This is a genomic window from Prescottella agglutinans (assembly GCF_004011865.1).
Taxonomy (GTDB): Bacteria; Actinomycetota; Actinomycetes; order Mycobacteriales; family Mycobacteriaceae; genus Prescottella; species Prescottella agglutinans.
In genome coordinates, this window is sequence record NZ_RKLP01000005.1 from 180,532 (window position 1) to 203,995 (window position 23,464).

A 23,464-nucleotide genomic window follows, 5' to 3' on the forward strand; every position below is an offset into this window, starting at 1 on the left:
GCGAAGGAGACGAACGTGGTGCAAGCAATCCTGATGCGCGGAGCCCGCATCCCACACGAGTGCTCAGGCCGGACCCTCGCCCGGTTCCCCCTGGCGAGTGAGGCGCCGTGAACACTCTGACGATCGACGATCGGGCGGACCGGATGGTGGTCACCCTCCATCGTCCGCAGCAGCGAAACGCGATCAACGCCGAAATGATCTCGGAGCTGCACCAGGTGTGCGCGCTTCTCGAGGACACGGCGAAGCCGTTGCTGATCAGCGGATCCGGTGACCACTTCGCGGGTGGGGCCGACATCGCGGAGCTACGGGAGCGGGGACGCGACGAGGCGCTCGCCGGCATCAATCGCAATCTCTTCGATCGCGTCGCACGGCTGCCGATGCCCACGGTTGCGGCGGTGAGCGGATTCGCGCTCGGCGGCGGCGCCGAACTGTCGTACGCCTGCGACATCCGGGTCGCCACGGACACCGCGGTGTTCGGCAACCCCGAGCCGGGTCTCGGCATCATGGCCGCCGCCGGCGCCAGCTATCGCCTGCCGGAGCTGGTCGGCACGTCGATCGCCAAGCAGGTGCTCCTCGCCGGCCGAAACCTCGACGCGGCGGCGGCGCTGCGCTGCGGGCTCGTGATCGGCGTCGTGTCCCCCGGCGAACACGTCGCCGCCGCGCACGACATCGTCGATCGCATCAACCGCTCGGCACCACTCGCGCTCAGGCTCAGCAAGCTGATCGCCGACGCACCCGGATCCCACCCCTTCGCCGACGACATCGCGCAGGCGGTGTTGTTCGAGAGCCGGGACAAACACGACCGTATGACGGCCTTTCTGGAGAAGAAGAAGAAATGACGAGCACAATCCCCGGCCGTGTCGGTGTCGTCGGCGGCGGACGAATGGGCGCCGGCATCGCGCAGGTGTTCGCGACGCTCGGTTCCACCGTCACCATCGCCGAGAGCGGCGATCGACAGGCGGCCTTCACCCGAGTTTCCGACGGACTGGACCGCGCCCACGAACGTGGAAGGCTCGGCGAGTCCGATCCGGCGACCGTGCTCGGGCGCGTGTCGCTCGTCGACGCACCTGAAGAGCTGCCCGCCGGACTCGATCTCGTGGTCGAGGCCGTCCCGGAATCCCTGCAGCTCAAGCTCGGCGTGCTCGCCCTCGTGGAGAAGACCGTCGATCCGACGACGGTGATCGCGACCAACACCAGCTCCATCTCGATCGCCGATCTCGGTGCGGCGCTGGACGATCCCAGCCGATTGATCGGGATGCACTTCTTCAATCCGGTACCGGCGTCGACGCTCGTCGAGATCATCCGGACTCCCGCGACCGACACCGACGTCGTGGCGCGGGTGTGCGAGTGGGTCTCCCGGCTCGGCAAGTCCCGGGTACTCGTCAACGATTCGCCCGGCTTCGCGACGAGCAGGCTCGGAGTCTGTCTCGGACTCGAGGCGATACGAATGCTCGAGGAAGGTGTCGCCGATGCCGAGTCCATCGATCGTGCAATGGAACTGGGATATCGACACCCCATGGGTCCGCTACGTTCGACCGACCTCGTGGGCCTCGACGTTCGGCTCGCCATTGCCGAGCACCTGACGGAGACGCTCGGCGAACGCTTCCGGCCTCCCGCGCTGCTCCGCGAGAAGGTCGCGCGAGGCGAACTCGGGCGCAAGTCGGGTCGAGGCTTCTTCACCTGGCCCTGAGACGACACTCGGGCCCGTAACCCACTGACAGGAGGAATATTCCATGAGCAGCATCGAGATGGTCGAGCTGACCACGACTGCGGGCCTGGCGACGATCACCCTGCGGCGCACCGGCGCGTCCAACGCGCTCGATCGTGCAGTGAAGGAACAGTTGTCGGCCGCGGTCGAGACAGTGGCCGCGGACCGCACGGTGCGCGCGGTCCTCCTCGAGGCCGAGGGCAGGAACTTCTGCGTCGGCCAGGATCTCACCGAACATGCCGCGGGCCTGGCGGCGGACCCCGCACGGGCGATGGACACCGTCGGCGCGCACTACAACCCGTTGCTCACCGCCCTCGCAGCGGTGCGGGTACCGGTAGTCGTCGCGATCAACGGCGCGTGCGTGGGGGCGGGGCTGGGCATCGCGCTGGCAGGAGACATCCGTATCGCCGGGGAGAGCGCCAGGTTCGCCACCGCCTTCACCGGGATCGGACTGGCGGGCGATTCCGGATTGAGCCACACACTGGTCGAGATGCTCGGTCCGAGCCGTGCCACGGGCCTGCTGATGCTCGGCGACCGATTCTCGGCGGCCCAGGCCCTCGAGTGGGGTCTGGTCCACCGGGTCGTGCCCGACGGCGAACTCGCCGACGCGGCCCGGGCGCTGGCCGGTGAGCTCGCGGCCGGACCGACCGCGGCCCACGTGCACGTGAAGCGCCTGGTGTCCGCGTCGGCGGCGGGCCTCGCCGAGGCCCTCGAGCGCGAACGCGAGGCGCAAGAGGACCTGGGCCGCTCGTCGGACCATCGCGCCGCGGTCGACGCCTTCCTCGCCAAACGCGCACCGGCCTTCGAAGGCCGCTGACCGCGCCGCACGCGCTTGTGCCGCGCGTCACTTCCATGCATACTCTCACCAACCGATCATTCGGTATTAGAGGCAGGACATATGACCTCGTCTATCGCAGAAAATGAGCTCCGGAGCCACTTCGAGGAGACCATCTCGGCCGACCTGCGAGTCGAGCCGCGGGACTGGATGCCCGAGGGCTACCGCAAGACCCTGATCCGGCAGATCGCCCAGCACGCGCACTCCGAGATCATCGGCATGCAGCCCGAGGGCGCATGGCTCACTCGGGCGCCGTCACTGCGCCGCAAGGCGATCCTGACCGCGAAGGTGCAGGACGAGGCCGGGCACGGCCTCTACCTCTACTCCGCGGCAGAGACACTCGGCGCCGACCGCGGTGACCTCACCGACAAGCTGCTCGACGGCCGGCAGAAGTACTCGTCGATCTTCAACTATCCGACCTTGACCTTCGCCGATGTCGGCGTGATCGGCTGGCTCGTCGACGGTGCAGCGATCTGCAACCAGGTTCCGTTGTGTCGCAGTTCCTTCGGGCCGTACGCGCGGGCGATGATCCGCGTGTGCAAGGAGGAATCGTTCCATCAGCGGCAGGGCTACGAACTGCTCATGACGATGATGCGCGGCACCGACGCCCAGCGCGCGATGGTGCAGGAGTCGGTCGACCGCTGGTGGTGGCCGGCCCTGATGATGTTCGGCCCGCCCGACGACCGATCGCCGAACTCGGAGCAGTCGATGAAGTGGCGCATCAAGCGACACACGAACGACGAACTCCGCCAACGGTTCGTCGACATGTCGATACCGCAGGCCGAAGCACTGGGCGTGACGTTCCCGGACCCCGATCTGCGATGGAACGCCGAGCGCGGCGCGCACGACTTCGGCGAACCCGACTGGAGCGAATTCATGCAGGTGATCGCCGGGAACGGGGCGTCGAGCGTCGAGCGCGTCGCCAATCGCCGGGCCGCGCACGAGAACGGTGCCTGGGTACGCGAGGCCGCTACCGCCTTCGCCCGCCGGGCGAGCACGAAGGAGAACGCACGATGAATGCAGCCGACCGAGTCACCAGCGCCGACTGGCCGTTGTACGAGGTATTCCTCCGCGGCAAGCGCGGACTCAATCACGTCCACGTGGGTTCGCTGCACGCCGCCGACGACGAGATGGCGCTCCGGCACGCCCGCGACGTGTACACCAGACGCAACGAAGGCGTGAGCATCTGGGTGGTACAGGCGAACGCGATCGCGGCATCCAGTCCGTCGGAGAAGGATCCGTACTTCGCGCCCAGCGGCGACAAGGTCTACCGCCACCCCACATTCTACGAAATCCCCGACAACGTTCCCCACATGTGATCCGGCCGGCTCGCTCGCGCGGCCGTCCACAATCTTCGAGGATGCACGATGACCGACCACGACCATGCCTTCGACGGCCTTGTCGACGAGGACAGCCACGGCCAGTGGGCCTTCGGCACCAGCTTCGACGACCCACTGGCCGGCGTCGACACCACGGTCCCCGACGACGTCGATCGATCGGCGCTCGCGACCTATTGTCTGATGCTCGGTGACGATGCGCTGATCAGTTCGCAGCGCCTGACCGAGTGGGTCACGCGCGCACCGGAACTCGAGGAGGAGGTCGCTCTCGCCAACGTCGCACTCGACCTGCTCGGCCAGGCGCGCCTTCTCCTGGCGCGGGCGGCCGCGGCCGATGCAGCCGTCGTGCCCCACGTCTCCGACACGGCACAGCTTCCGGGCGAGGATGCGCTCGCCTTCTTCCGCGACGAGAACCAGTTCCGCAACGTGCGACTCGCCGAGATCGACAACGGCGACTTTGCGCAGACCGTGATCCGACTACTGGTGTTCTCGACGTGGCGACTCGCACTCCTCGACCGTCTGCGGGAATCACGCGATCCAGTCCTGGCCGCCGTGGCCGTCAAAGGCGTCAAGGAACTCACCTACCACCGCGACTACGCCGCCCGCTGGGCCGTCACACTCGGTTGCGGCACAGCCGAATCGAAGGCGCGAATGGAATCGGCCCTCGACCGCGTCTGGCCGTTCGTCGACGAGCTCTTCGTTCCCACCGACGAGGAACGCTCGCTCGCCGCGGCGGGTGTGGCGGTCGATCCCGGCGAGCTACGGGAGGAGTTCCACTCGGTTCTCGATCAGGTGTTGCACGCTGCCGAGCTGTCCGCGCCGACCGGCCGAGTCGCCGGCACCGTCGGAGGACGCGCCGGCCGTCAGGGCCTGCACAGTGAGGCGCTCGGACTACTCCTGGCCGAGATGCAGGTGGTCGCCCGGGCACATCCCGAAGGCGTGTGGTGACATGTCCGCTGCCACACACGCCGAGCCGCACGTCCGCGAGGCGCGGCGCATCGCGGAGTCGGTTCTCGACCCCGAGATGCCGATGCTGACCCTCGCGGACCTCGGTGTCCTGCGCGATGTCGAGGTGGGGGCAGACGGTGCCGTGGTCGTGACCATCACCCCCACCTATTCGGGGTGCCCAGCCATGGCGACGATGCGCGACGACATCGAGCACCGTCTACAGCTCGCGGGCTTCCCGTCGGTCGAGGTGAGGACCATGCTCTCGCCTCCATGGAGCACCGACTGGATCAGCGACGAGGGACGTCGGAAGCTGCACGAGAACGGCTACTCCACGCCCGGTCCTGCGCCGCGCCGGGGTGCGGGCCCGGTGCCGTTGACGCTCACCGCCGCGCCTCGGCCGATCGCGTGCCCGCGGTGCGGCGGCGCCGACACCCGCCTCGACTCCGAATTCGGGGCGACACTGTGCAAGGCCCTCTACCGGTGCCTCGATTGCCTGGAGCCCTTCGATCATGTGAAAGAGATCTGAACATGGACACTGTGGACACCACGAAACCCGCTGTCTCGGCACGCAACAGGACCTTCCACACCCTCACCGTCGCAGATGTGGAGGCGCTGTGCGACGACGCCGCCGCCGTCACCTTCGAGATTCCTGCCGATCTTTCCGGGGAGTTCGCGTTCGGCGCCGGCCAATCCCTCACGCTCCGCCGCACCGTGGACGGCGTCGAGCACCGCCGCGCGTACTCCATCTGCGCCCCGATCGGATCCAACCCCCGTATCGGGGTCCGCGAGGTCGCCGACGGACTCTTCTCGAACTGGTTGGTCCACCAGGTACGCCGGGGCGACAGGATCGATGTCCAACCCCCGTCCGGCTCGTTCGTCGCGGACCCCACCGCCGGTGGCCGGCACGTCCTGATCGCGGCGGGCTCCGGGATCACGCCGATGCTCTCGATCGCCGCGACGATGCTCGCCAACCCCGAAACCGAAGTGGTTCTCCTCTACGGGAATCGGCGCACACGTTCGGTGATGTTCGCCGAGGAGATCGCCGACCTCAAGGATCGATACGGTGCGCGCTTCCACGTCGTCCACGTGCTGTCTCGGGAGCCCCGTGAGGTGGAACTCTTCACCGGCCGTCTCGACGCCGACCGACTCCGCGCGATCTTCGACGCCGTGGTGCCGATCGCCGGTGTCGATCATTTCTGGTTGTGCGGGCCGTACGGCATGGTCACCGACGCCGAAGTCGTACTCGGCGAACTGGGCGTCGACCCGAAGCGTGTCCACCACGAACTGTTCTACGTCGACGACGTACCCCCGCCCCCGGCACGCCACCGTGACGAGGCTGTCACCGGCCCCAGCAGCGAGGTCACCCTCGTCCTCGACGGACGCTCCACCACCGCGACGTTGCCGCGGGACGAGACGATCCTCGACGCAGCAGAGAGGTACCGATCCGATCTGCCGTTCGCCTGCAAGGGCGGAGTATGCGGAACCTGCCGCGCGAAGGTCACCCACGGTGACGTCGACATGCGGCGCAACTATGCGCTCGAGGACTACGAGGTCGATGCCGGCTTCGTCCTCACCTGCCAGAGCTATCCGGACAGCGACGACGTGACCGTCGACTTCGACGCCTGACCGCCCGGCCCCGCCCTTCACCACATCGACCCCAGTCGCACCCGACCGCGCCACCCGGAGACCACTATGACCAGCACCGTCACCCCGTCACAGGATATCGAATTCGCAACGCGGGACCGGATCTCGTCCCTGCAGCTCGAGCGCCTCCAGTGGTCGCTGCGCCACTCCTACGAGAACGTCCCGCACTATCGGAAAGCGTTCGACGACGCCGGGGTCCACCCCAGCGATCTGAAGGACCTCGGCGACCTCGCGAAGTTCCCGTTCACCACGAAGGCAGATCTGCGGGACAACTACCCGTTCGGAATGTTCGCAGTGCCGCAGGATCACGTGTCACGAATTCACGCCTCGTCGGGAACGACGGGCCGTCCCACTGTGGTCGGGTACACCGCGACCGACCTCGACAACTGGGCCGACCTTATTGCGCGTAGCCTTCGCGCCGGCGGCGTGCAGCCGTCCGACAAGGTCCACGTCGCCTACGGGTACGGACTGTTCACCGGTGGGCTCGGCGCCCACTACGGCGCGGAACGGCTGGGCTGCACGGTCATTCCGATGTCGGGAGGGATGACCGAGCGGCAGATCCAGCTGATCGAGGACTTCCGTCCGGACGCGATCATGGTCACCCCGTCGTACATGCTCACGATCGTCGACGCGATGCTCGCCAAGGGAATCGATCCGGCCGGAACGTCACTGCGCACGGGCGTCTTCGGAGCGGAGCCGTGGACCGAGGAGATGCGCGGCGAACTCGAGCAGCAGTTGGGTATGGACGCCGTCGACATCTACGGACTGTCCGAGGTCATGGGTCCTGGGGTCGCGATGGAGTGTGTGGAAACCAAGGACGGCCTTCACATCTGGGAGGACCACTTCTATCCGGAGGTGATCGACCCGGTCACCGGCGAGGTGCTGCCCGACGGTGAGGAGGGCGAACTCGTCTTCACCTCGCTCACCAAGGAGGCGATGCCGATCGTTCGCTACCGCACCCGCGACCTCACCCGACTGCTACCGGGCACCGCGCGCACGATGCGCCGTATGCAGAAGGTGACCGGCCGAACCGACGACATGATCATCCTGCGCGGGGTCAATCTCTTCCCGACGCAGATCGAGGAGCTCATTCTCGCGGTGACCGGTCTGGCTCCCCAGTTCCAGTGCGTTCTCGACCGCCCCGGCCGCATGGACGAGCTGACCGTCCGCGTCGAGTCCCGGCCGAACAGCTCGACTCACGAGGCCGATCAGCAGGCCGGCAGGCTGCGGCAGTTGGTGAAGGATCGCATCGGTGTCACCGTCGCGGTGGAGGTCCTGTCCCCGGGGAGCCTGGACCGATCGATCGGCAAGGCCCGGCGCCTGATCGACAATCGACCTTCCTGAAAATAGCTGGGGCGCCTCGGATCCGATCCGAGGCGCCCCAGTTCTCGTCGGTCTGCCCGCCCCGGGAACCCCGGGGTCAGGCCCTCATCCCGTCGAAGGTCAGCGCGACTACCGCGTCCGCGAGCTCGGCGACCGATTCGCCCCCGCGCGGCCGGTACCACTCGATCAGCGAGTTGACCATCCCGAACACCAGCCGGCTCGTGAGGGCCGGATCGATCCCCGGCCTGAGGTCGCCTTCCTCGGCGGCGGCCACCACCAGATCACTGACGAAGGCATCGAATTCCCGGCGGCGCGCGAGGGCACGTCGTTCGACTGCCGTGTTCCCACGAACCCTGAGAAGCAATGTCACGTAGGGAAGCTCGGTCACGAGCACCTCGACGCTTCGCCGCACCAGGTACTCGAGTCGATCGATGGACCGACCGCTCGTCACCTGATCTTCGGTCGTGACCGCGAAGAGCGCGTTGAGGGCCCGGGCCAGCGCGAGCTCCAGGAGCTCGGCCTTGCCGGACACGTGGTGATAGATCGACGACTTCGTGATGCCGAGCCGCTGGGCAAGCGCCTCCATGCTGGTGCCGTCGTACCCCTTGTCGTTGAACACCTTCACCGCAACGGCGAGCAACGAGTCGAGATCGTATCCCGGTCGCCCGGGCGACCCCGTTCTTCGGGCTGGACCTGCCGCCGCCATCTCGCGCGTTCCTTCCAGGACGTGGACACCCCGCCTCAGAACGTGCGGCTCGACGTCAGCCTACCGAAGGTTCGGTAATCCCCGTGGGCCGACCGCCGGATCAGGATGCCCCCGGGCACGACAACGACCACTCCCCCCGCGCTGTGCACGCGGGGGGAGTGGTCGTGCCGGGCCGCGGGGCTACGGCAGCACCGCGCCGCCGTCCACGTGCAGAGACTGCCCGGTGACGTTGGCCGCGTCGGCCGAGAGCAGGTACGCGACGGCTCCGGCGACGTCCTCGACGGTCTGCGGGCGCTTCATCGGGATGAGCTGGTCGACCATCGCGCCGAAGATCTGCTCGGGCGCCACCCCGGCGAGGGCCGGGTCGTGCTCGGCGAGCCAGCCGGCGGACTGTCGCCACATATCCGTCCAGATCAGTCCGGGCAGAACCGCATTGACGCGAACGGAGGGGGCGAGCGCACGGGCCGACGACTGGGTCAACGCTAGCACCGCCGCCTTCGAGGAACCGTAGGCGGTCAGCAGCTCGTGCCCGTTCCGGGCCGCGATCGAGGAGAAGTTGACCACGGACCCTTCGCGAGCACGCGTGGCCAGCTCCGCGGCGAAGGCCTGAATGGCGAAGAAGACCCCGCGGACGTTGACCGCGTATGTCTTGTCCCAGGTGTCCACGTCGAGTGCGTCGTACGGCCAGAATCCGCCGAGGCCGGCCACGTTGACGAGACCGTCGAGGTCGTCGTGCGCGGCGAAGGCTTCCGCGACGGCCGCCTGCAACGCACCCGCGTCGCAGATGTCCACCACGTGGGTGGTCACCGTCACCCCGCGGGACCCCACTGCGGCAGCGGTTTCCGCCAGCCGCTCCTTGTCGATGTCGAGCAGTGCCACACCCCGGCCGTCGGCGGACATCCGTTCGGCGACACCGCGCCCCAGGCCGCCTCCGGCACCCGTGACGAGGACCGCGCCCGCCATCTAGCGGCCCGTCCGAGCAGGCAGATGCGCGACCGCGTCGTTCGCCGCGGCGAGGTCGTAGAGCAGGTCGTGCGTGATGACCCCGGCGACGGTGCCATCCTCGTTGTATCCGACGATCGGACCGTGGAAGATGCCGAACATCAAGGATTCCACCTCCTGCTTAGGCAGGTGGACGATGCCGGCCGGTTCGTAGATGTAGTGGTTGGGGCCGATGGACTCCGCCTCACCCTCGTACGCCCAGCGGCCGAAGATGTTGAACGCCTCCGCGGCGCCGCAATGCATGTGCAGCGGGGCCTGCGCATTCTCCGCCACGTACAGCAGGATCGAGGCCGCGCCGGTCGTCTCGTTGATGTTCAGGAGCTTGAAAGACGTACCCGGCATCGGGAACGGGGTCCACGGGATGTCGTCGCAGTTGTTGACCCGGGAGGCGAGACTGAGCGTCGGCCCGGTCACCGGGGAACTCGCGCGGGCGAAGACCTCGGCGACCGGAGCGTTGGACTGCGGGTCGATCTCGGGACCGGCCAGTTGCGGGCGGATCGGCTCGACCACACGAGCATCGTCATGGTGAGTGGCGTTGACAGACATCGGATTTCCTCCTGGATTCGGGGACTCACCCATGCTCCGATGTGGCGGCCGTCACGTCCATGACGTATTCTCACCCGACCGTTAGACGAATACCTAAGGTCGTGCACGATGGATCTGAATCTACGGCTCGTGCGCTACTTCGTGGCTGTCGCCGACGCCGGGACCTTCACGAAAGCAGCTGAGCAACTGCACATTGCGACGCCGTCACTGAGCCAACAGGTGCGCAAGCTCGAAGAGACGCTGGGCGTCTCACTGCTCGAGCGTGACCACCGCGGAGCTCGTCTCACCGAAGCCGGGCGGGACTTCCTCGAGGAGAGCCGGGCGCTGTTGGTGGCCGCCGAATCTGCGGTGGGCGCGGCCCGTCGCCACAAGCGCAGCTCGTCCGGGAAGGTGCGCCTCGGATTCCTTGCCGGCGGCGCCGGGGAGCTGACCCGGCCGATCGTCGACGAGTTCCATCGACGAGAACCCGACGTGGAACTGGAACTGACACAGCTGGCGTGGGGGGACGAGCTGTCGGCCTTGACCTCCGGTCGGGTCGACATGGTCGTCGCCCGCCCGCCTCTCGAGTCGCACCCCCGGCTACGCCGGGTCGTTCTGTTCGAGGAGCCCCGTGTCCTGCTGATGGCACACGACCACCCGTTGGCCCGCCGACGGAAGCTACGAATCGCCGACCTCGCCGACGTCGTTCAGGTGGACACCCGAGAAGGGACCCGAGACTGGCGCAACTGGTGGTCGATCGATCCGCGGCCGGACGGCACACGTCCCACCTACGGCCCCATGGTGAACAGCATCGAGGAGATGGTCCAGGTCGTCGCGACCACCGATGCGGTCGCGATCACCGGTGCAGGCGTTGCCAGCCTGTTCCGGCGAGCGGACACCACCTCGCGACTCATCGCGGACGCCGCGCCGTCGACCGTCGAGCTCGTCTTCCTGGCCTCGGACATGCCCAGCGCCGTCGAACGTTTCGTAGCGGTTGCGCTCGGACTGAGCGCAGTCCTCGGTACCCGCTGACCAGGCGGGTTCCCATGCGCCGTCAAGCGCCACGGTGCTGGAACTGACCGGCCGCCTCCCGGCATGCGCTACGCACCTCGTCCAGACGACGGCGAACGAACGGACGACCGTCGTGGCGACACCGAGACTCCGGCGAACCGGGCAGCCGGCTCCTGCGAAGCCTGCAAAGGGAGATAGCTACACCAACACCCCCCGACGCGCTCCGCCCTTGATCCACCCCGATCCCCCTGGCCTCCCTCGAAGGCAGAGCCCGCCAAGAAGTCCGTTCCCCTGCACATCTTCCCGAGCATTTAACAAACGCCCAATAGATTCAATAATTACTACAATCCCAATTGTACTAAGGTTCAAAATTAACACCAGTCAACCAATTTGCTAACGTGGCCACTGGTATCGATATTTCGACCATGTGGCGAAGAATCACATTACTGCCCAGTAGATTTGCGGAATCGTTAACACTCTTGATCGGCACGTAATAGCGTGTCGTGCGTTGCAAGGGATCCGACGGCCTAACCTTGCAACGACCACCCCCTAGAACAGGCCGCCATATGGAATCCAGAGGTGAATCTGTATGAGCATTCGGAACAAGGCAGCACTCGCCGGCGTCCTCGCCGGCGCCGCAGCGATGACCGCCCTCGGCGCGGGCGTCGCCCAGGCAAGGTAATCCGCAGCGGCCAACCGCGGACTACCAAATGTGTGGAAACGTCCTCAGTGGTGGTGCCGGGGTTGGTGGCGTTTCCGTCACCGGCACTCTGAGCACCGGCGGGACCTACACCGCCACCACGGCCGCTGACGGCGGGTACTGCCTGCAGGGCAACGCAGCCATGAAGACCGCCGTTCTCGGCGGCGCCAAGGTCACGTTGGTCGGCAACTCCGGAGCGGTCAACTTCGGAACGTGGGGGACGTCGGGTATCGGCACTCTCGACTTCTTTACCCATCAGGATTCGGTGTACACCAATTCTGCCTACGGATTCAACGGCACTCTCTGATCCGTTTGCACGCTGTTCATTGCCCCTCGGCATCCCTTTGCCGGGGGGCAATGAATGGTGACTCATGCAGCGACATACCTCTGGAAAGGAAATACATGTCCTACGATCTCCTCGCAGCCCTGCGCACATTCGTGATGGGGATGGCGCCGGTCCTCGGCGGATCTCTCACAGGCCTGAACACCATGTCCGGCAACGGCTACTCCTAGCAGCACGAAATCCTACGGAGGAACGATGCTCTCGATTCAGAACGCAACCAGCTCTCTCGGCCAGACCGTCGAGCAGATGCTCCCGATCCTGTTCCTGGTCCTGGTGCAGCAACCCATGACGCTGTCCCTGGGCACACCGGCCTGACTCGGATAGCAACCAGCAGAAAGGAAGTATCAACGTGGATTTCCGGCAGCTCTTGACAGATCTACTCCGGGTGGGGATGGGCTCGTGGATGGGTGGTGATTACACCGGTTCAGGCCGGCTCGGCACCGACTTCCTCAAAGCACTCTCGTAAGGAGACATCATGCTCGGAAAGTTCTTCGACGGATCCCTCGACCTCGTCTATATCTTTGGCAACCTCACGTTGGTCGGCCTCTACACGGCGTCGAGCCAGGGTGGCGGCTGGCAGAGCCTCGGCTGACAACCCTCGAGGCACGCCTAATGCACAGAGCCCCCACCGGACAGGTGGGGGCTCTTGCGCTGCCGGCATTCCGGCCGACACCAGGTGGTCGCGCTCCTGTGACGAGCCCCAATCTTCACTCTGCCGGTGGCTCCATCGCTACATGGCGACAGGCCTGACCTATCGCATCCTGGAGCGTTGCCAGCTCCGGCCTTCGATTGCCCTCCAGAGTGCACAGGGTGAGCACGCTCGGGCTGATGTCGTCGATGGGCACGAAGCAGACCAGCGGATGGCGATAGTAGGTGGGCAGCGACTCAGGCGTGGTGGTGACCCCCGCGCCGGCGGCGACCGCTTCGAGCAGTTCCTCCACGGTCGAGACTGCAAGACTCGGTTCGGCTCGGGTGCCGTCCGGGCGCGGGTTCACCATCCAGAAATCGGTCCATTCCTGCGGCCCGCCGCTGCTGCTGATGAACGGCTCCGCGGCGATCTCGGCGAACCGGATCGACGCCCGGTCGGCCAACGGGTGGTCGTGGGCAAGCACGGCCACCCGTCGCTCGGACAGAATTCGCTGGCGCCGAACTCCCTCGGCTGGAAAGGGCTCCCGGACGAAGACTGCATCGATGTCGCCGGCCAGCAGCGGAGCCAGTTGCTCGCTCCACTCGAGGTGGTGCAACTTCACGTGCAGATCGGGATCGGCGGAGCGGAGTCGATCCAGCACGGCAGTCGTGAGCAGACCGGCACCGGTTGCCATGAACCCGATGTCGATGCTGCGACGGCCCAGACGGACCGATTCACGCCACCGCAGAAGAGTCTCGTTGGCGGCCACGACTGCGCGGGCTTGCGGGATCAGCGCGCGTCCGGCTTCGGTCAGCTCTACGTGTCGCGAATTGCGTTCGAAGAGAAGGAAACGCAGGTCCTTCTCCAACCGGGACACCTGCTGACTCAGCGCCGGCCCGGTCATGTGGAGCAGTGCGGCGGCGCGGCCGAAGTGCAGCTCGTCCGCCACGGCCAGAAAACACCGAAGCGCCTGCGGCGAGACATACATGCTGCACCTCACACGCCATCGGTTGGAGAATCGGTGTCAGGCTAACCGATTCGGCGGCTACCCGATCGCCTTCGCGTGCATGTCCTGCGACGGATCGGTGGCGTAGTCGACCAGCTGGAGTTTCTCGACGGCGTCGTTGTCACGCGCCATGTAGTAGTGCAGCCGGGCGTCGGCGACGACCGCGAGGCCTCCGTCCGGCAGGTAGCCGGCGATCGGGCCCTCGACCATGGCGATCATGACGCAGCCATCCGGGGCAATCGGCGTGTGTACTGCCCCGGCGACCTCGCAGGTGTACATGCCGGCCATGCCGGGATCGTCCTCCTCGTAATAGAACCCGCCTTCCAGGAGGTATGCCTGCACATTTCCCATATGCCAATGCGGGGTGGCGACGGTGCCGGGATCCACTTTCAGGATGAGGGTGAACGCGCCGGTCACGAGATTGCAGTACAGCAGCTTGAATTGCGTTCCGGGCATCAGCCAGTCGGTCCATGGAATTTCGCCGGGGTCGACGAATTCCTTTCGCGCGCCCTTCGGCGTGACGCCGGGGTCGGTCATCCAGAATGTCGGTCCGAGGTTCGAGGCAGCGGTCATGGGTTTCTCTTTCTGTTCCGTGGGAGGGGGCTTCGGTTCGTCAGCCGACGGCCGTCATGTCGACCAGGATCTTGATGGCTGTCTGGTCCCGGAGTGGGCCGAACCCGTCGGTGATGAGGTCCTCGAATGCGATCGTCTGCACCCAACTGTCCAGCGGGTACGCCCCACGAGCCATGAACTCGATGGTCTCCGGGTAGTCGCGGCAGTACGCGATGGAGCCGACGATCTCGCACTCGTTGAACAGGATCTCGGTGGGGTTGAACTCGACCGGTTTCTGATGCACCGCGACGACCACGACTCGGCCGTGTCGAGCGGTCGAGCGGACTGCATTCAGGAAAGTGGCCGGCACGCCGGCCGTCTCGAACGATCTCGCGACACCGGCTCCATCGGTGTGCGCGCGCAGTTCCGCGACGACATCCGTCTCGTTGGGATCGATGACCTTCGTGGCTCCCACCGCTTCAATCGCCGCGCGCCGGGCCGCCGACGGCTCGATCACGGTGATGTCCTCGATGCCTATGGCCCTCAACGCCAGAAACACCCCGATCCCGATGGGACCGGCCCCGTGGACGGCGACGCTGCTGTCCGGAGCGACATCGCCTCGGCGCACGGCGTGCAGGGCCACGGCCAGGGGTTCGATCAACGCTCCCTCGCGGGTGCTCATCCCGTCGGGCAGCCGATAGACGTGATCGGCATCGACGACTGCATACTGACCGAGCCCACCCCCGCCCGCCCAGCTGTAGCCGACTGCGGCGATGCTGCTGCAGAGGTTGTACGAGCCGTCCAGACACGCCGGGCATCGTCGACAGTTGACGGTCGGTTCCACCGCGACGGCGTCGCCGACCGACAGCTCGTCGACACCTGCCCCTAGCGCCACGATCTCGCCGGAGAACTCGTGACCGAGGACGACCGGGACACTCACTCCGGTGAGAGGATGCGGGGTTATCGGCGCCATCATCGGCGCATGGAAATACTCGTGCAGATCGCTGCCGCACAATCCATTGAAATGAACCCGAACTTTCACCTGACCAGGACCTGCAATAGGCTCAGGAATGTCCTCGAAACGGATATCCCCGACTCCGTGATAGCGGGCTGCTTTCATTCTTGGAACTCCTGCGCTCGAGAATCGGAATCTTTCCGACGTGACGCAGACAACAGTCGCACCGAACACGCGGGGAAGTCCAGGTACTTTCTTTCGCGAATCGATAAGCCGCGCTTACCGATCGGGACGAGCGCGCGCTTCTTCGGCCTGTCGGTCGATCGGCCGCGTCCACCGCCCTCCCCCGCGATTAGCGCACTCGACGCTTCGTGCACCCGTCCCCGGAACCGGCAAGTGCGCGAATCGCGAGGTGTGATCGAGGTCACCTCCGGTTGCGGAATGGCGGCGGCGGTGCCACCGTTGTAACCACAGTCTTTGAAGTTTCAACTACTTTCCTCTGGGAGTGCACATGACCACCGCCGCCACCACCCTTCCGAACCTGACCGCCGGCACCTGGGCCATCGACCCCACCCACTCGACCGTCGGATTCGTGGTCCGGCACCTCGTGGTGAGCAAGGTCCGCGGCACGTTCAACGACTTCACCGGTGCCATCACGGTCGCCGAGGACGGCACCCCGTCCGTGCAGGCCGAGATCCAGGTCGCGTCGATCGACACCAACAACGAGCAGCGCGACGGCCACATCAAGTCGGCCGACTTCTTCGACGTCGAGCAGTTCCCGACCGCGAAGTTCGTCTCCACCGCCGTTCGTCCGGCCGGTTCGAACTTCGTCGTCGAGGGCGAGTTCACGCTCCACGGCGTGACCAAGCCGGTCGAGTTGGCGCTCGAGTTCCTGGGCGTCAACCCGGGCATGGGCAACGGTCCGGTCGCCGGTTTCGAGGCCACCACCACCATCAACCGCAAGGACTTCGGCATCAGCATCGAGATGCCGCTCGAGGGTGGCGGCGCCGTCGTCGGCGACAAGATCACCATCAACCTCGAGATCGAGGCCGGCCTCCAGGCCTGATCTCCCCCTACAACGCACCCGCTGCGGCCACCTCCCCCGGTCGCAGCGGGTGCGTTTTCGATATCCCCTCGTCTGGTCGGACGAATCGGCTCAGGCAGTTCGCCGCGCGCAGCCCGGCACCTGCGCACCCGGTCACGGTGCGGTTCGTCGGGACATGGTCGGTGTCATCATGAGGAAGCGTCCGGACCGATGACTTTTCGACCGGCGGCCGGTCTACCCGGAGGAACCGCCGATCGCCGTGCGCACCAGGGCGCGACGTCACTCGACCACGAGAGGACCGACATGGCTGTCACAACCGAGACCATGCGACCGTTCGAGACCATCATCGGACGATGGATGACATCGGGCACCGTGCTCGACGAGGACGGGAAGGCTGTCGCGACGATCGACGGCACCGACGAGTACGAGTGGATGCCCGGCGGGAAATGGATCGTCCATCGTGTGGACGTGATGATGGGCGACGACCACGTGCACGCGCTGGAACTCATCGGCGAGCACGACGCCGAGACCGGCACGTACGCCATGCGGGCGTTCGACGGCTCCGGCGCGTACGGAACGATGACCGCACACCTCAACGCGGACGGCTCATGGACGTTCCTGGGGGACGGGATGCGCAGCACCCTCTGGCCGTCCACGGATAGATCGTCCATGACGGCGCTTTGGGAACGACAGGGTAGCTCCGGCAGTTGGATCCGATGGATGGACATGCGCTTCGTCGCAACAACATAGGGGTCACCGGAAATCACTCGCCCGGTATCCCGAACCAGCGCAGCAGGTGGTCGGCGAGGTCCTGCTGATCGTCACCGACCCACGCCACGTGTCCGTCCGGGCGCAACAGGGCGGCCGGCACGTCCAGTTCCGCGTCGACGTCGACGACGTGGTCGACCCGAGAGGCCCAGCCCGCCACCGAGAGTCGACCCGTGCGGTCGAGCAGCAGGCCGCGGCCTGCGTGCATCAGCTCGTAGAGCCGGCCCTGCCCCAGCGGCACGTCCCGCATTCTGCGGCCCACCAATTCGTGTCCGTCACCGAGGTCGTAGCGGACGCCGATCGCGGTGATCTTCTCGATCAGGTACCGGTTCACGTCGTCGAACTCGATCAGCTCCTCGACCAGCCGCCGAACCGCCTGGGCGCCGGGCTCGAGGGACAGCAGTTCCATCTGCGCCCGGGTGTTGTCGAGCACCGCGGCGGCCACCGGATGCCGCTCGTCGTGGTAGCTGTCCAGCAGTCCCTCCGGTGCCCAGCCGCCCACCTCGGCGGCCAGCTTCCAACCGAGGTTGAATGCGTCCTGGATGCCGAGGTTCAGGCCCTGCCCGCCGGTCGGCGGGTGGATGTGGGCGGCGTCGCCGGCGAGCAGCACCCGGCCGCTGCGGTAGCGGTCGGCCAGCCGGGTGGCGTCGCCGAAGCGGGACAGCCAGCGCGGTGAGTGCACGCCGAAGTCGCTGCCGGCGACGGCACGCAGCTGCGCCTCGAAGTCGTCGAGCGTCGGCGGCGCATCGCGATCCTCGGCCACGCCGGCGGCGGGCACGATGACCCGGTACATCCCGTCCTCGAACGGCATGAAGCCGAATCGCTTGTGGGTCTTGCGAACTTCGGTCGTGACGGCGGTCAGCGTCTCGGGCGGCACGGACACCGCCATCTCCCCCAACAGTGTCTCGACCCGGCTGGGCTCTCCGGGGAAGCCGACGCCGAGCAGATTGCGCACCGTGCTGCGGCCTCCGTCGCAGCCGACGAGGTAGCGCGAGCGCAGGTGTGTCCCGTCGGCCAGTTCGACGGTCACCCCGTCGTCGTCCTGCCCGAGCCCGACCAGTTCGCTGCCGCGCCGGATCTCGGCGCCGAGTTCCAGCGCCCGCTCGGCCAGGATGCGGTCGGTGACGGGCTGCGGAATGCCGAGGACGTAGGAGTGGGCGGTGTCCAGGTCGTCGGGCCACCTGCTGCTCAGTCCCGCGAAGAACCCACCGACCGTGAACTGCTTGCCGTGCGCGAGGAACCGCTCGAGCAGACCGCGCTGGTCCATGATCTCGATGCTGCGTACGTGCAGGCCGAGCGCACGGACGAACGCGGGCGGTTCCGCCTGCTTCTCCACCACGAGTGTGCGCACGCCGTGCAGTCGTAGCTCTGCGGCGAGCATCAGACCGGCCGGCCCGGCCCCGGCGATGATCACGTCGAACATGTTTTCCCTCCGCGGTTTTCGTTCCGGCGGACGATTGTGCGTCACCACCCGGGCCTTGCCGCAAGGCCCCCACTGCGCTATATGTTGAAAGTGGAGGGGATCCGTTTTCGATCCCCCATTCCACTTCCCCCGTGAGCTACGAACCAAGGCTCGACGTGGGCAGCGCCGCCGAACCGGTCGCGGGCGGCTGCGGCAGCAGGGTCAGGTCCCCGGTGGCGGCCACCTCCACGGACGGCTGACTCACGCTCTCGGATCCGTTCTCGATGTGCCCCATCCACCGGCGGCGGAACGACGGATCCTCGCCGAGGGTGAGCGACGCGTCGTACCAACCCTGCTGCGACGAGACGGTCCACGACCGCTCGGTGCCCGGCGCGAGCGACGCCGAGTCGCCGGCCAACTCGGCCGTGACGGCGCCCGCCCCGCGGTTCACCGCGGTCACCCGCACCGTCCGGCCCGCCGCGTCGATCGTGGTGCCCACCTGCACGGACGCCCCGGGACCGGTCGTCGATCCCGCGAATTCGCGCCGGAAACCGTTGGGGCCGAGCATCGTCAGGTCGTAGCGCTCCCCCGGGACCGGGACCGTGTCGGCCCGGTCGCCGAGCACGTCGTAGTGCCAGGGCACTTCGAACTCCCCCGCGTACGGGTACAGCGCCAGGTGCGCACTCTCGGTCCCCGAATTACGAAGGCGTACCGACAGTTCCCGTGCCGCGGCATCGAATACGACGTCCGCGTCCGGCTGATAGGGCAGCGCTCGTGCGGGCCGGGTTCCGCTCTCCTGCATCGGCATCCGCTGCAGGTCCGGTGGCGCGGGCTTCCAGCGCGGGGTGAGCGGCGGCGCCGGCGGCGGTGCGGTGAGCGGCGGGCGGGCCCGCGGGGTGTCGAAGTCGAACGCCGACGTCAGATCGCCCGCGACGGTGCGCCGCCACCCGCTGATCTCCGGCTGGGTGAACCCGAACCGCTTCTCGAGGAACCGAGTCACCGAGGTGTGGTCGAACACCTGCGAGCACACGTATCCGCCGACGGTCCACGGCGAGACCACCGTCATGGGGACCCGCGGCCCCAGTCCGAGCGGTTTGTCGCCGACGTACTCGTCGACGACGTCCCGCGGCGGCAGCGGCGGCGGGACGTGGTCGTAGTAGCCGTCGTTCTCGTCGAAGTTGAGGAAAATTGCTGTCTTCGACCATGTTTCGGGATCCGATGCGACGGCGTCGAGGATCTCGTAGACCAGTGTCGCGCTCGCGGCCGGCGACGACTCCATCGGGTGCTCGGACTCCGACGAGGACGGGACGACGTACGAGACCTGCGGCAGCGTTCCCTCTCGGATGTCGGCGCGGAACGCGTCGGCGAGCGCGGCCGGCCGCTCGCGCCGCAGCGCACGGTCGTAGAGTCGCCGGTCGGGCCCGTCGAGCCGCTGGACGCCCTCCTCGAGCGCGCGCAGCAGCGCGTTCTGGATGTCCGGTGGCAGCATCGGCAGCGCGGCGTAGAACGCCGCCAGCGTCGTGAACTGGTACGGCACCAGCACCGGATGCCCGAGCAGCGCGTGCACCACCTGCTTGAACCGGACGAAGTATTCGAGGTTGTTGTCGGTGAAGTTGTCCCACTCCTGGTAGACCCGCCAGCTCACACCGGCCGCCTCGAGCCGTTCGGCGACGGTGGGCCACGTGTAGCCGGGATGCCACGGCATGTACGAATCGTTGGTGACCACCCGCGAGCCGTCCGGCTCGAACCCGGTGTAGCCGGTGAACCAGTAGTTGCGGTTCGGGGAGGTCGAGGTGGGCACCGAGCAGTGGTAGGCGTCGCACACCGTGAACGACTCGGCGAGTTCGAACTGGAACGGGATGTCGCGGCGGTCGTAGTGCGCCATCGTCGCGGCCGTCTTGGCCGGGATCCAGCCGTCGTGCCAACCGCCGGCGACCGCGGCCTGCCCGCCGACCCACTCGTGATCGAGTGAGTCGACATTCTGCCGGTCCATCCGCTGCGCGTTCGCCGCGTCCCGGATCGGGTACGGCACGACGACCGATTCCCGGTCGGGCTGCTCGTAGACGGTCCGGCCGGTGCGCAACGTCAGCGCGTTGGGGTCACCGAATCCCCGCACGCCGCGGAGCGTCCCGAAGTAGTGGTCGAAGGCGCGGTTCTCCTGCATGAGCAGCACGACGTGTTCGATCGAGTCCAGACCGCCGGGCGGCACCGGCGCGGCCAGCGCGGCCTGCAGCGACGGCGGCAGCAGCGATCCGACGGCGGCTGCTCCCGCCGCGCCCGCACCGAGGGCGATGAACCGGCGGCGGGACATCTCGTAGGTCACCCAGGCCTCCCCACAGGTGAATCGGATGCGAATGCGCGGAGAGTATCGAAGGCGCGACCCGCCCCGGGGCGGATTCGCCGCATCGACGGCGCGCGATGAGTTTCGAGCGTGGGCCCGGTCTGTACGGCAAGAGGCTCCGCGCACCGGGCGCGGAGCGGCCCGAGGAACGGAGCACACCATGACCACCGCAGCCCCCCACACCCGCACCGCCTCGGCCGCCGCCACCGTGTCGCCGCGAGCCCGCCTCGTCGGGCGCGTCGTCACCGGCCTGGTGGTGGCCTTCCTGCTGTTCGACGCGGGCATCCACCTCGCGAACATCCAACCGGTCCGCGATTCGATGGCCGAGTACGGCTTCCCCGACTACGCGCCCTACATCATGGGTGTGGTGATGCTCGCGTGCCTGGCGCTGTACCTGGTGCCGGTCACGTCGATTCTCGGTGCCGTGCTGCTCACCGGGTATCTCGGCGGGGCGGTCGCCTGCAACATCCTCACCGAGCAACCGCTGCTGTCGACGATCCTGTCTCCGGTCTACGTCGGAATCTTCGTGTGGGGCGGGCTGTACCTGCGCGACGCCCGTGTCCGCGCGATCATGCCGCTCGTCCGCGACTGATCCGGCGCGTCGAACGCCCCCGCCCCGTGCGCGGATCGGCGGGGGCATCGGGGTGCCGCGAGCCGGGCCCGGCCGCCCGCGGCGGGGAGCGGCATAGGGTGGTCGTCGTGAAGAAGTACCTTCCCGCCGCCGTAGTCGACATCCTGCTGATCCTTGCTTTCGCCGCGGCGGGCCGGAGCAGCCACGAGGAGGCCGCGAGCATCAGCGGTCTGCTGACCACGGCATGGCCGTTCCTGACCGGCCTCGCGGCGGGCTGGCTCATCACGGTAGGGCTCTACCGCGACAAGTTCGATCCCCGGCTGGTGGTCCCGACCGGTGTCGTCGTGTGGGTCTCGAGCCTCGTGATCGGAATGCTGATCCGGGTGCTCGTCGGCCAGGGCACCGCGTTCTCCTTTATCCTGGTCGCGGCGTCGTTCCTCGCCCTGTTCCTCATCGGATGGCGGGCGTTGTATCAGACCCTGCGGTCGCGTCGGCCCCTCGCCTGACGCTCGCACCCCTATCGCTACACCTGCGGCGGGCCGCTGCCCGCTGCCTGCTCGACACGACAGTCCCCGGAGTACCCATGAGTTCGCGAGTCGAACAACTGCCCTCTACCCCCTCTTCCGACCGCGGCTTCTTCGGCCAGCCGTTCGCGCTGGCGAACCTGTTCGGGGTGGAGATGTGGGAACGGTTCTCGTTCTACGGCATGCAGGGCATCCTGCTGTACTACCTGTACTACACCGTCGAGCAGGGCGGACTCGGCCTGGACGTGGCGGCCGCCACCAGCATCGTCGGCGCCTACGGCGGCACCGTCTACCTGTCGACCATCGTCGGCGCGTGGGTCGCGGACCGGCTGCTCGGTTCCGAACGCACCCTGTTCTACAGCGCGTGCCTGATCATGCTGGGCCACATCAGCCTCGCACTGCTTCCCGGTCTCGCCGGGGTCGGCGCCGGGTTGGTCCTGATCGCGTTCGGCAGCGGCGGGTTGAAGGCGAACGCCACCTCGCTGGTCGGTGACCTCTACGCACCTGACGACGAGCGACGCGACGCGGGCTTCTCGATCTTCTACATGGGCATCAACCTGGGCGGCCTGATCGGCCCGTTGCTGACCGGGTGGGCGCAGAAGAACTGGGGCTTCCACGTCGGCTTCGCCCTGGCCGCCGTCGGCATGGCGCTGGGGCTGATCCAGTACACGCTGGGCCGACGCCGCCTGAACGGGATCGGCTCGCGGGTGCCCAACCCGCTGCCGGTCGCCGACCGACCGCGCGTGATGGTGTTGGCTGTGGTCGCCGTCGTCGTGGTCGTCGCGCTGACACTGACCGGGGTGATCACTGCCGACCATCTGTCGACCATCGTCGTAGCGGTCACGGTCATCGCCGCGATCACGTACTTCGCGGTCATCCTCACCAGCCGCAAGATCACCGCGCAGGAGCGCAGCCGGGTGTTCGCGTTCATCCCGATGTTCATCGCGAGCGCGGCCTTCTGGTCACTGTTCCAGCAGCAGTTCACCACCGTCGCGATCTACGCGGACGAGCGCCTGGACCGCAACCTGTTCGGGTGGGATTTCCCGCCGACGTGGGTGCAGTCGATCAACCCGGTGTTCATCATCATCTTCGCCGGCATCTTCGCGGCGATCTGGACCAAACTCGGCTCGCGGCAGCCGTCGTCGCCGATCAAGTTCGCGCTCGGCACGGGCATCATGGGCCTCGCGTTCCTGTGCTTCATACCGATGTCCGGCGGCGGCGCCAACAGCGCCCCGCTGCTCGGACTCGCCGGCATCCTGCTGCTGTTCACGGTCGCCGAACTACTGCTGTCGCCGGTGGGCCTGTCGCTGTCGACCAAGCTGGCGCCCGCGGCCTTCCACACCCAGATGGTCGCGCTGTTCTTCCTCTCGATCGCTCTCGGGTCGAGCCTCGCGGGCACGCTGTCGGGCTACTACAACCCGGACAACGAGGTGCCGTACTTCGCGACCGTCGGCCTGGCCTCGATCGGCATCGGTGTCGTGATCGCCGTGCTGTCACCGTGGATCCGACGCCTCATGCGCGGCGTGCACTGACCCACCGCCCTCCCGCGTTTTGCGCACTTGTCGCGCCGAATCGCACCCGATCTCAGCG

General features: G+C 67.2%; 24 protein-coding genes. 16 read left to right on the top strand and 8 right to left on the bottom strand.

What is annotated here, in order from left to right; genetic code table 11:
• Nucleotides 1-107: 107 nt before the first annotated feature.
• The 9 genes from EGT67_RS11470 to paaK all read left to right on the top strand — a co-directional run bounded on the left by EGT67_RS11470 (nt 108) and on the right by paaK (nt 7,816).
• The gene (locus tag EGT67_RS11470; RefSeq protein ID WP_127916199.1) at nt 108-839 is read left to right on the top strand and encodes an enoyl-CoA hydratase/isomerase family protein; all 732 of its coding nucleotides are present in this window, start codon (nt 108-110) and stop codon (nt 837-839) included.
• Nucleotides 836-1,690 carry a 3-hydroxyacyl-CoA dehydrogenase family protein gene (locus EGT67_RS11475; RefSeq protein WP_127916200.1) on the top strand — a complete coding sequence of 285 codons (855 nt, stop codon included), beginning with the start codon at nt 836-838 and terminating at the stop codon, nt 1,688-1,690. Before EGT67_RS11470 ends, EGT67_RS11475 begins: the two co-directional genes overlap by 4 nt.
• A 43-nt stretch (nt 1,691-1,733) precedes the next feature.
• Nucleotides 1,734-2,525, top strand: a complete 792-nt coding sequence (locus EGT67_RS11480) for an enoyl-CoA hydratase/isomerase family protein (protein WP_127916201.1) — start codon at nt 1,734-1,736, stop codon at nt 2,523-2,525.
• Nucleotides 2,526-2,606: 81 nt separating this feature from the next.
• Complete coding sequence (gene paaA / locus EGT67_RS11485; protein WP_127916202.1) at nt 2,607-3,560, top strand: 1,2-phenylacetyl-CoA epoxidase subunit PaaA; 954 nt, start codon at nt 2,607-2,609, stop codon at nt 3,558-3,560.
• Nucleotides 3,557-3,862, top strand: a complete 306-nt coding sequence (paaB, locus tag EGT67_RS11490) for a 1,2-phenylacetyl-CoA epoxidase subunit PaaB (protein ID WP_127916203.1) — start codon at nt 3,557-3,559, stop codon at nt 3,860-3,862. The genes paaA and paaB overlap by 4 nt, the downstream gene beginning before the upstream one ends.
• A gap of 48 nt (nt 3,863-3,910) precedes the next feature.
• Nucleotides 3,911-4,828 (top strand): 1,2-phenylacetyl-CoA epoxidase subunit PaaC, encoded by a 918-nt coding sequence (gene paaC / locus EGT67_RS11495; protein ID WP_127916204.1) that lies wholly within the window; start codon nt 3,911-3,913, stop codon nt 4,826-4,828.
• A gap of 1 nt (nt 4,829) precedes the next feature.
• On the top strand, nt 4,830-5,354 hold the full coding sequence (paaD, locus tag EGT67_RS11500; protein ID WP_127916205.1) for a 1,2-phenylacetyl-CoA epoxidase subunit PaaD: 525 nt from the start codon (nt 4,830-4,832) through the stop codon (nt 5,352-5,354).
• Between the two features lie 2 nt (nt 5,355-5,356).
• Nucleotides 5,357-6,454: a 1,2-phenylacetyl-CoA epoxidase subunit PaaE gene (gene paaE, locus EGT67_RS11505; RefSeq protein ID WP_127916206.1), complete on the top strand. Its 1,098-nt coding sequence runs from the start codon at nt 5,357-5,359 to the stop codon at nt 6,452-6,454.
• A 66-nt stretch (nt 6,455-6,520) separates the two neighbouring features.
• Nucleotides 6,521-7,816: a phenylacetate--CoA ligase PaaK gene (gene paaK / locus EGT67_RS11510; RefSeq protein WP_127916207.1), complete on the top strand. Its 1,296-nt coding sequence runs from the start codon at nt 6,521-6,523 to the stop codon at nt 7,814-7,816.
• 76 nt (nt 7,817-7,892) lie between these two features.
• Here the strand turns inward: paaK and EGT67_RS11515 are convergent, their stop codons facing one another.
• The 3 genes from EGT67_RS11515 to EGT67_RS11525 all read right to left on the bottom strand — a co-directional run bounded on the left by EGT67_RS11515 (nt 7,893) and on the right by EGT67_RS11525 (nt 10,049).
• On the bottom strand, nt 7,893-8,501 hold the full coding sequence (locus tag EGT67_RS11515) for a TetR/AcrR family transcriptional regulator (RefSeq protein WP_127916208.1): 609 nt from the start codon (nt 8,499-8,501) through the stop codon (nt 7,893-7,895).
• Nucleotides 8,502-8,681: 180 nt separating this feature from the next.
• Nucleotides 8,682-9,464: an SDR family NAD(P)-dependent oxidoreductase gene (locus EGT67_RS11520; protein WP_127916209.1), complete on the bottom strand. Its 783-nt coding sequence runs from the start codon at nt 9,462-9,464 to the stop codon at nt 8,682-8,684.
• Nucleotides 9,465-10,049 carry a cupin domain-containing protein gene (locus EGT67_RS11525; RefSeq protein WP_164877539.1) on the bottom strand — a complete coding sequence of 195 codons (585 nt, stop codon included), beginning with the start codon at nt 10,047-10,049 and terminating at the stop codon, nt 9,465-9,467.
• 108 nt (nt 10,050-10,157) lie between these two features.
• Between EGT67_RS11525 and EGT67_RS11530 the strand changes: the two genes are divergently transcribed.
• The gene (locus EGT67_RS11530; RefSeq protein WP_127916211.1) at nt 10,158-11,060 is read left to right on the top strand and encodes a LysR family transcriptional regulator; all 903 of its coding nucleotides are present in this window, start codon (nt 10,158-10,160) and stop codon (nt 11,058-11,060) included.
• A 689-nt stretch (nt 11,061-11,749) separates the two neighbouring features.
• On the top strand, nt 11,750-12,046 hold the full coding sequence (locus tag EGT67_RS11535; protein ID WP_127916212.1) for a hypothetical protein: 297 nt from the start codon (nt 11,750-11,752) through the stop codon (nt 12,044-12,046).
• A 743-nt stretch (nt 12,047-12,789) separates the two neighbouring features.
• Here the strand turns inward: EGT67_RS11535 and EGT67_RS11540 are convergent.
• The 3 genes from EGT67_RS11540 to EGT67_RS11550 are packed head-to-tail and all read right to left on the bottom strand — an operon-like array spanning nt 12,790 to nt 15,457.
• A complete protein-coding gene (locus tag EGT67_RS11540) occupies nt 12,790-13,698 on the bottom strand; it encodes a LysR family transcriptional regulator (RefSeq protein WP_127916213.1) in 909 nt (302 codons plus the stop codon).
• Between the two features lie 57 nt (nt 13,699-13,755).
• The gene (locus EGT67_RS11545; RefSeq protein ID WP_127916214.1) at nt 13,756-14,289 is read right to left on the bottom strand and encodes a 2,4'-dihydroxyacetophenone dioxygenase family protein; all 534 of its coding nucleotides are present in this window, start codon (nt 14,287-14,289) and stop codon (nt 13,756-13,758) included.
• A gap of 40 nt (nt 14,290-14,329) precedes the next feature.
• On the bottom strand, nt 14,330-15,457 hold the full coding sequence (locus EGT67_RS11550; protein WP_164877540.1) for a 2,3-butanediol dehydrogenase: 1,128 nt from the start codon (nt 15,455-15,457) through the stop codon (nt 14,330-14,332).
• 277 nt (nt 15,458-15,734) lie between these two features.
• Here EGT67_RS11550 and EGT67_RS11555 point away from each other — a divergent pair, with 277 nt between their 5' ends.
• Both EGT67_RS11555 and EGT67_RS11560 read left to right on the top strand, forming a co-directional pair.
• A complete protein-coding gene (locus EGT67_RS11555) occupies nt 15,735-16,289 on the top strand; it encodes a YceI family protein (protein ID WP_127916216.1) in 555 nt (184 codons plus the stop codon).
• Nucleotides 16,290-16,571: 282 nt separating this feature from the next.
• A complete protein-coding gene (locus EGT67_RS11560) occupies nt 16,572-17,018 on the top strand; it encodes a hypothetical protein (protein WP_127916217.1) in 447 nt (148 codons plus the stop codon).
• A 13-nt stretch (nt 17,019-17,031) separates the two neighbouring features.
• On the opposite strand, the gene rox is transcribed toward EGT67_RS11560, so the two are convergent.
• Together rox and EGT67_RS11570 are read right to left on the bottom strand one after the other, a co-directional pair.
• The gene (gene rox / locus EGT67_RS11565) at nt 17,032-18,459 is read right to left on the bottom strand and encodes a rifampin monooxygenase (RefSeq protein ID WP_127916218.1); all 1,428 of its coding nucleotides are present in this window, start codon (nt 18,457-18,459) and stop codon (nt 17,032-17,034) included.
• A 136-nt stretch (nt 18,460-18,595) separates the two neighbouring features.
• Nucleotides 18,596-20,761 carry a phosphocholine-specific phospholipase C gene (locus EGT67_RS11570; protein WP_164877541.1) on the bottom strand — a complete coding sequence of 722 codons (2,166 nt, stop codon included), beginning with the start codon at nt 20,759-20,761 and terminating at the stop codon, nt 18,596-18,598.
• Nucleotides 20,762-20,939: 178 nt separating this feature from the next.
• Here EGT67_RS11570 and EGT67_RS11575 point away from each other — a divergent pair, with 178 nt between their 5' ends.
• The 3 genes from EGT67_RS11575 (at nt 20,940) to EGT67_RS11585 (ending at nt 23,406) form a co-directional block, all read left to right on the top strand.
• Nucleotides 20,940-21,371 carry a DoxX family protein gene (locus EGT67_RS11575; RefSeq protein ID WP_127916219.1) on the top strand — a complete coding sequence of 144 codons (432 nt, stop codon included), beginning with the start codon at nt 20,940-20,942 and terminating at the stop codon, nt 21,369-21,371.
• Between the two features lie 107 nt (nt 21,372-21,478).
• Complete coding sequence (locus EGT67_RS11580; RefSeq protein WP_127916220.1) at nt 21,479-21,856, top strand: DUF3054 domain-containing protein; 378 nt, start codon at nt 21,479-21,481, stop codon at nt 21,854-21,856.
• Nucleotides 21,857-21,933: 77 nt separating this feature from the next.
• Nucleotides 21,934-23,406 (top strand): peptide MFS transporter, encoded by a 1,473-nt coding sequence (locus EGT67_RS11585; RefSeq protein ID WP_127916221.1) that lies wholly within the window; start codon nt 21,934-21,936, stop codon nt 23,404-23,406.
• Nucleotides 23,407-23,464: the final 58 nt, after the last annotated feature.

Bases quoted from the DNA above. Each gene is read 5' to 3' on its own strand.
- EGT67_RS11520 (WP_127916209.1), bottom strand. From the start codon at position 9,464: ATGGCGGGCGCGGTCCTCGTCACGGGTGCCGGAGGCGGCCTGGGGCGC.
- EGT67_RS11475 (WP_127916200.1), top strand. From the start codon at position 836: ATGACGAGCACAATCCCCGGCCGTGTCGGTGTCGTCGGCGGCGGACGA.
- paaA (WP_127916202.1), top strand. From the start codon at position 2,607: ATGACCTCGTCTATCGCAGAAAATGAGCTCCGGAGCCACTTCGAGGAG.
- paaC (WP_127916204.1), top strand. From the start codon at position 3,911: ATGACCGACCACGACCATGCCTTCGACGGCCTTGTCGACGAGGACAGC.
- EGT67_RS11575 (WP_127916219.1), top strand. From the start codon at position 20,940: ATGACCACCGCAGCCCCCCACACCCGCACCGCCTCGGCCGCCGCCACC.
- paaB (WP_127916203.1), top strand. From the start codon at position 3,557: ATGAATGCAGCCGACCGAGTCACCAGCGCCGACTGGCCGTTGTACGAG.
- paaK (WP_127916207.1), top strand. From the start codon at position 6,521: ATGACCAGCACCGTCACCCCGTCACAGGATATCGAATTCGCAACGCGG.
- rox (WP_127916218.1), bottom strand. From the start codon at position 18,459: ATGTTCGACGTGATCATCGCCGGGGCCGGGCCGGCCGGTCTGATGCTC.
- EGT67_RS11540 (WP_127916213.1), bottom strand. From the start codon at position 13,698: ATGTATGTCTCGCCGCAGGCGCTTCGGTGTTTTCTGGCCGTGGCGGAC.
- EGT67_RS11525 (WP_164877539.1), bottom strand. From the start codon at position 10,049: ATGTCTGTCAACGCCACTCACCATGACGATGCTCGTGTGGTCGAGCCG.
- EGT67_RS11545 (WP_127916214.1), bottom strand. From the start codon at position 14,289: ATGACCGCTGCCTCGAACCTCGGACCGACATTCTGGATGACCGACCCC.
- EGT67_RS11560 (WP_127916217.1), top strand. From the start codon at position 16,572: ATGGCTGTCACAACCGAGACCATGCGACCGTTCGAGACCATCATCGGA.
- EGT67_RS11585 (WP_127916221.1), top strand. From the start codon at position 21,934: ATGAGTTCGCGAGTCGAACAACTGCCCTCTACCCCCTCTTCCGACCGC.
- EGT67_RS11535 (WP_127916212.1), top strand. From the start codon at position 11,750: ATGTGTGGAAACGTCCTCAGTGGTGGTGCCGGGGTTGGTGGCGTTTCC.
- paaD (WP_127916205.1), top strand. From the start codon at position 4,830: ATGTCCGCTGCCACACACGCCGAGCCGCACGTCCGCGAGGCGCGGCGC.
- EGT67_RS11515 (WP_127916208.1), bottom strand. From the start codon at position 8,501: ATGGCGGCGGCAGGTCCAGCCCGAAGAACGGGGTCGCCCGGGCGACCG.
- EGT67_RS11555 (WP_127916216.1), top strand. From the start codon at position 15,735: ATGACCACCGCCGCCACCACCCTTCCGAACCTGACCGCCGGCACCTGG.
- EGT67_RS11530 (WP_127916211.1), top strand. From the start codon at position 10,158: ATGGATCTGAATCTACGGCTCGTGCGCTACTTCGTGGCTGTCGCCGAC.
- paaE (WP_127916206.1), top strand. From the start codon at position 5,357: ATGGACACTGTGGACACCACGAAACCCGCTGTCTCGGCACGCAACAGG.
- EGT67_RS11480 (WP_127916201.1), top strand. From the start codon at position 1,734: ATGAGCAGCATCGAGATGGTCGAGCTGACCACGACTGCGGGCCTGGCG.